Here is a 6047-nt window from a genome sequence, read left to right as displayed (position 1 = left end):
GGCGCGGCCGCGGCCCGGGTCCCGAAGGCCATGCCCTGTCCGTGGTCGCCGTCGCCGGCGATGGCGTCCAGCCGGCCGAAGTGCTCCTCGTGCTCGGCCGCGGTCGCCTCCAGCACCGCCAGGGCCGCCACGACCCGCTCGGCCGTCCGCTGGGACTCGGCGGTGGCCTGCGGCACCTCCTCCGCGCCGGGGGTGTGCACCCCGGTCCGCGCCGGGCGCTCGGCGGTGTCCGGGGCACCCCGGCGGAAGGCCGGGGTGTCGGCCGGGGCCAGCCAGTACCGCTCGAGCTCCTCGTCGAGGAACACCACCGTCAGCGAGCACCCCGCCATGTCCAGGCTGGTGACGTGCTCCCCGACCTCCGGGGCCACCACGGTGAGCCCCTTCTCGGCCAGCCGGGCGGCCACCCGGGCGTAGACCACGAACAGCTCCTCGTACTTGACCGTGCCCAGCCCGTTGAGCAGCACCGCCACCCGCCCCTGGTAGCCGCCCTCGGTCCGGGCCGGCTCCTCCTCCAGCACCCCGTCGAGCAGCAGATCGGCGATCTCGTCGGCGGTGCCCATCGGCACCTCCCGCACGCCGGGCTCGCCGTGGATCCCGAGCCCGATCGCCATCTCCCCGGCCGGCACGTGGAACAGCGCCTCCCCGGCACCGGGCAGGGTGCAGCCCTCGAAGGCCACCCCGAAGGACCGGGTCGCGTCGTTGGCCTTCCACGCCACCCGCTCGGCCTCGTCCAGATCGGCCCCGGCCTCGATCGCCGCCCCGGCGATCTTGAACACCGGCAGGTCCCCGGCGATGCCGCGGCGCTCACGGTGGGCCTCGGCCGGGCCCGAGGCGATGTCGTCGGACACGCGGACGATCCGCACGTCGACGCCCTCGGCGCGCAGCTTCTCCGCGGCCTGACCGAAGTGCAGCACGTCCCCGGCGTAGTTGCCGAAGCCCAGCACCACGCCCCCGCCGTTCTCCGCCGAGCGCGCCACGGAGTACACCTGGGAGGCCGAGGGCGAGGAGAAGATGTTGCCGCACGGGGCGCCGTGGCCCATCCCGGGCCCGATCCACCCGGCGAACGCCGGGTAGTGCCCCGATCCCCCGCCGATCACCAGCGCCGGCTGGCCCGCCGGGGTCTCGGAGGCGCGCACCACCCCGCCGTGGGCGGCCATCACGTGCTCGGGATGGGCGGCCGCGTAGCCGCGCAGCGCGTCGGACGCGAACTCCGAAGGATCGTTCACAAGAAAAGTCATCGTTGCAGCCTCGGTGGTCTCGGAGGATCGCCGGCAGGAGCGGGGACCGGCGTCGGACGCCGTTCCCGCCGGCGGGGTGGTGGGTGCCGCAGGCTCAGCCGGCGGGGCTGGACGCGCCGCCCTGCTGGGCGGTCTCCTCGTCGACCGGGCTGGGGCCCAGTTCGTTCAGGAGCTGTCCCATGGCCACGTAGGCCTTGTTCCGGTAGGCCACGAGGTCGCTCGAGCGCTCGGCCGGGATCTGCAGGAAGCCGGCGCCGGACTTGGTGCCGAGCTTCCCGGCGTCCACGAGGTCCTGGAGGATCTTGGGCGTGGCGAAGCGCTCGGGGAACGAGGTCTGCAGCGAGGCGTAGCAGAAGGAGTAGACGTCCAGTCCGGCCATGTCCGCGATCGCGAAGGGCCCGAAGAACGGCAGGCGGAAGCCGAAGGTGGTGCGCACCAGGGTGTCGACGTCCTCCGCGGTGGCGATGCCCTCCTCCACCACCTGGGCGGCCTCGTGGAAGAGGGCGTACTGCAGGCGGTTGAGCACGAACCCGGTGACGTCCTTGACCACGGCGGCCTTCTTGCCGGTCAGCTCGACGATCTCCCTGGCCGTCGCGACCGTCTCGGGCGTGGTCGTCCCGTGGGGGATGACCTCGACGCCGGGGATGAACGGCGCGGGGTTGGAGAAGTGCACCCCGAGGAAGCGGCCCGGGTTCTCGACGACCTCGGCGAGCTGGGCGATGGAGATGGTGGAGGTGTTGGAGCCGATCACGGCGTCCGCCGGCGCGGCGTCGCTGATCCGGCGCAGGGTGCCGTGCTTGATGTCGAGGATCTCCGGGACGGCCTCCTCCACGTAGGAGGCGTCCGCGACGGCCTCCTCGATGCTGGGGGCGGCCCACAGGTTCTCGCGCAGCCGCTCGACCGCGTCCACCGGGAAGAGCCCGTCGGCGACGAACTGCTCCGCCTCGCCGAGGAGTCGCTCGAGGTTCTTCTCGGCGATCTCCTGCGAGATGTCGGCGAGCGCGACCCGCGCGCCGCCGAGGGCGAGCACCTGGGCGATGCCCCCGCCCATGTATCCCGAACCGACAACCGCTACCGAGCGCTGAGCCATGATCCCCATCTCCTCTGCTGTGCACATGTTCCGTCTGGAGGACACGGCGGCGCCGGAGCGGGGGTCGCGGACGACCCCGTGGACCGGCCTGCGCTGTGCCGTGTTTCCTATAGGATCCACGGCCGGGGATGTGGTGTCAACCACACTCGGTGCCGCGGGAGGGCGAGTGGGGCGCCTCAGGCGCTCTCGCTCCGGGCGTCCCGGCCGGAGCTCTCGTACTCGTGGATCGCCCGCTCGCGCACGCCGCAGATGTGCCCGGCCATCGCGATCCGGGACGCCGCGGGGTCCCCCCGGCGCAGCGCCTGCAGGATCCGCGCGTGCTCCTCGATGGCACTCCTGGCGTCCTGGACCCCCAGCCCGCTGAAGAGCCGGAACCGGTGCACGTGCCCGCCGAGGGCGTCGTAGGCGCCCAGGACGAACTTGTTGCCCGCCTGCTCCGCGATGAGGCGGTGGAAGCGCTCGTCCGCCTCCCAGTAGGAGCGGTAGTCGGAGAAGTGGGGCCCGTTCGGGGCGTCGCGGAGGTCGTCGATGGACCGCTCGAGGGCCGCCAGGAACGGCTGGTCCGCGTGGCCGCACGCCAGTTCCGCGTTGTACGGCTCGATGAGCAGCCGGGCGTCCATGAGGTCCAGCAGCTCCTCATGGGTCAGGAGCGGAGCCACCCGGTAGCCGCGCAGTGCGGCACGGACCACCATGTTCGTGGACTCCAGCCGCGCCAGGGCCTCCCGGACGGGGGTCGGGGAGACCCCCAGCTCCCGCGCCGTGCCGTCGATGCTGATGGGGTCCCCGGACTTCAGCTCCCCGTCCATGAGACGCGCGAGGATCTCCTTGTAGACCTGGTCCGCGAGGATGCTGCGCTGCACCCACGCACTGCCCGGAACACCCGTCTCCATGTCGCTTCCTCACTCGCGTCCGCCGTCACAGGAATTGTCCCACGCACCGGGAGGGCGCAGGACGGGCGGGGAGGCCCTCCGCCGCCGATCGTGCCCCTGGACAGTTGACCAATATCCTATAGGGTATTGGCCAATGGCCCGTCGAATGTGGTCCACGCCACAGCACCAGGGTGGCCGGCCCGCGTTCTGAGCAAAGGTGATTCAGCAATGCACATCCTCCTTCCCGCCGCCACGGCGGACGCGCTCGTCCTGGCGGAGAGGCCCACGTGGGCCCTGCTCGCCATCGCGGTCGCGGCCATCGCCGCGCTGCTCTTCCTGATCATCAAGCTCCGCGTCCACGCGTTCTTCGCGCTGATCATCATCAGCCTCCTCACGGCGCTGGCCGCGGGCATCGGTGTGGCCGACGTCGTCGGCGTGGTGGTCGCGGGCTTCAGCACCACCGTGGGCAACGTGGCCCTGCTCGTGGGCTTCGGCGCCGTGCTGGGGCGCCTGGTGCAGGTCTCCGGCGGCGCGCAGGTGCTCGCCGACGCGATGCTGCGGCGCTTCGGGGAGAAGCGGGCCCCGCTCGCCCTGGCCGTGGCCTCGCTCTTCTACGCGTTCCCGATCTTCCTCGACGCCGGCTTCATCGTGATGCTGCCGATCATCTACACGGTCGCGCGGCGCCTGGGCGGCTCCTTCATGCTCTACGTGCTGCCCTCCATCGGCGCCTTCCTGATGATGCACGCCCTCACCCCGCCGCACCCGGGCCCCACCGCCGCCGCGACCGTGATGGGCGCCGACGTCGGGATGGTCGTGCTCGTCTCGCTCCTGGTCGGCCTGCCCACGTGGTACCTCGCCGGCTACCGGCTGAGCCTGGTCATCGCCAAGCGCTATCCGAACATGCCCGTGCCGAACCTGCTGGGCGAGGTGGAGCTCGAGGACGACATGCCCCGGCCCGGCTTCTGGACGATCATCTTCGTCCTGCTGCTGCCGCTCGTGCTCATCTTCTTCAACACGCTGTTCACCACGCTGGAGGCCAGCGGGTCCGTGGGCGACGACAACCTCCTGTTCCGGCTGTCCCGGCTCATCGGCAGCACCCCGATCGCGCTGCTCATCGCCACGCTGTTCGCGATGTACCTGCTGTACCTGCGGCCGCGGAGCGGGCGCGGCTCGATCGGCGGCGCGCTGGAGGACCTGGTCGACCACGCCCTCGCCCCGGTCTGCTCGATCATCCTCATCACGGGAGCCGGCGGCGCCTTCGGCCGCGTGCTCACCGAGACCGGGATCGGCGGCACCATCGCCGGCGGCCTGGACGCGATGGGACTCCCGGTGATCCTGGCCGGCTTCCTCGTGGCGATCGCCTTCCGCGTGGCCCAGGGCTCGGCCACCGTGGCCGCGACCACGGCGGGGTCGATCATGGCCCCCGCCGTCGCGGAGCTGGGCCTGTCCGGCGTCGGGCTGGCCGCCATCGTCGTCGGCATCGCGGCGGGCTCCATCACCTTCTCGCACGTCAACGACTCGGGCTTCTGGCTCATCGGCAAGTTCTGCGGCTTCGACACCCTGACCACGCTGAAGACATGGTCGGTGGTCGGCACCGCGATCGGCTTCATGGCCTTCGGCCTGGCCTGGATCGTCTACGCCCTGGCCGCGTGAGCCGGCCGCCGGCGCCTTCCTGACCGGCCACGAGGCCGGCTTGCCAACGGCGCCTCGTACTTCGTCGACGGCCGCAAGCACATGGTGTGAGCCCGCGCCGTCCCGACCCCCGGTGCGCCCGCGCACCGCAGACCTGACACCGCACGGCGCCCCGAGAGGCGCCCGACAAGGAGAGAACCATGCCGCACACTCCCGAGACCTGGCCGATCGGCGCCGCCCTGCTGAACTTCACCGGCACCACCGCCGACGGCAGGGACCGCACCACGGCCGGCCCCGAGGCCTGGAAGCAGACGCTGCGCGAGGTCCGCCTCGCCGGCTTCGACCACGTCGATCTCACCGACTCGTGGGTCCGTCCCGCCGATCTCGACACCGACGGCCGCCGCCGGCTGCTCGAGACGGCCCGCTCCTACGACCTCGCCTTCAGCGACATCGCGGTGACCCGCAAGAGCGTGATCACCCCGGACGAGGACAAGGCCCGGGAGAACATGGCCTACACGAAGCGGACCATCGACGCCGCCGCGGACCTCGAGGTGCCCATGGTGTGCCTGGGTCTGCACGACCCGTTCACCGAGGCGCAGAAGCAGGCCACCTGGTTCTGGCTCGCCGAGGGGGCCGAGGACGAGGAGACCCCGGAGAACCGGGAGAAGGCCGCCGCCCGCTTCCGGGAGCTGGGCGAGTACGCCGCCGAGCGGGGCGTGAGCGTGTCCCTGGAGATGTACGAGGGCACCTTCCTGGGCACCGCCGACAGCTCCGTGCAGCTGGTCACGGCCGTGGACCTGCCCAACGTGGGGCTGTGCCCCGACATCGGCAACATCGTCCGCCTGCACCGGGAGGTCGAGGACTGGCGGGAGATGCTGACCACGATGCTCCCCCACACCAACTACTGGCAGCTCAAGAACTACTTCCGGGACCACGACCCCGCCACCGGTTCCTACGCCTCGGCGCCGGCGCCGCTGGCCCTCGGCTTCATCGACTACCGCGAGGCCATCGGCATGGCCCTGGAGGCGGGCTTCGACGGTCCCATGTGCGTGGAGCACTACGGTGGCGACGGGCTCTCGGTGACGGCCATGAACCGCGACTACATCCGCGGGATCCTCGCGGCCAAGCTCCCCGAGGACTGACCGGGCACCCGGGAGCAGGAACTCCCGCCCCCGGGGGAACGATCCACGGCCGGGCGGCTCCGGTGCACACCGGAGC

Annotated in this window: 5 protein-coding genes; 2 read left to right on the top strand and 3 right to left on the bottom strand. The window is 71.8% G+C overall.

Annotated elements, in window-relative coordinates; genetic code table 11:
- From ACFU0Y_RS16475 to ACFU0Y_RS16465, 3 genes are all read right to left on the bottom strand, one after another.
- Window positions 1–1238: dihydroxyacetone kinase family protein (locus ACFU0Y_RS16475; protein ID WP_380215765.1), on the bottom strand; the 1238-nt coding region annotated here is incomplete at its 3' end.
- Between the two features lie 94 nt (window positions 1239–1332).
- The gene (locus ACFU0Y_RS16470; RefSeq protein WP_380215763.1) at window positions 1333–2328 is read right to left on the bottom strand and encodes a 3-hydroxyacyl-CoA dehydrogenase family protein; all 996 of its coding nucleotides are present in this window, start codon (window positions 2326–2328) and stop codon (window positions 1333–1335) included.
- Between the two features lie 176 nt (window positions 2329–2504).
- A complete protein-coding gene (locus tag ACFU0Y_RS16465; protein ID WP_380215761.1) occupies window positions 2505–3218 on the bottom strand; it encodes a GntR family transcriptional regulator in 714 nt (237 codons plus the stop codon).
- 207 nt (window positions 3219–3425) lie between these two features.
- Here ACFU0Y_RS16465 and ACFU0Y_RS16460 point away from each other — a divergent pair, with 207 nt between their 5' ends.
- Complete coding sequence (locus ACFU0Y_RS16460) at window positions 3426–4850, top strand: GntP family permease (RefSeq protein ID WP_380215759.1); 1425 nt, start codon at window positions 3426–3428, stop codon at window positions 4848–4850.
- A 179-nt stretch (window positions 4851–5029) separates the two neighbouring features.
- Complete coding sequence (locus tag ACFU0Y_RS16455; protein WP_380215757.1) at window positions 5030–5971, top strand: sugar phosphate isomerase/epimerase family protein; 942 nt, start codon at window positions 5030–5032, stop codon at window positions 5969–5971.
- The last annotated feature ends 76 nt before the right edge of the window (window positions 5972–6047 follow it).

Source organism: Kocuria sp. NPDC057446 (genome assembly GCF_042802875.1).
Taxonomy (GTDB): Bacteria; Actinomycetota; Actinomycetes; order Actinomycetales; family Micrococcaceae; genus Kocuria.
Note: the sequence above shows the minus strand (reverse complement) of the source record. Positions and strands in the feature narration are given on the sequence as shown.

What these genes read in the sequence shown, in the direction of transcription:
- ACFU0Y_RS16455 (WP_380215757.1), top strand. Translation starts at nt 5,030, where the DNA reads ATGCCGCACACTCCCGAGACCTGGCCGATCGGCGCCGCCCTGCTGAAC.
- ACFU0Y_RS16465 (WP_380215761.1), bottom strand. Translation starts at nt 3,218, where the DNA reads ATGGAGACGGGTGTTCCGGGCAGTGCGTGGGTGCAGCGCAGCATCCTC.
- ACFU0Y_RS16460 (WP_380215759.1), top strand. Translation starts at nt 3,426, where the DNA reads ATGCACATCCTCCTTCCCGCCGCCACGGCGGACGCGCTCGTCCTGGCG.
- ACFU0Y_RS16470 (WP_380215763.1), bottom strand. Translation starts at nt 2,328, where the DNA reads ATGGCTCAGCGCTCGGTAGCGGTTGTCGGTTCGGGATACATGGGCGGG.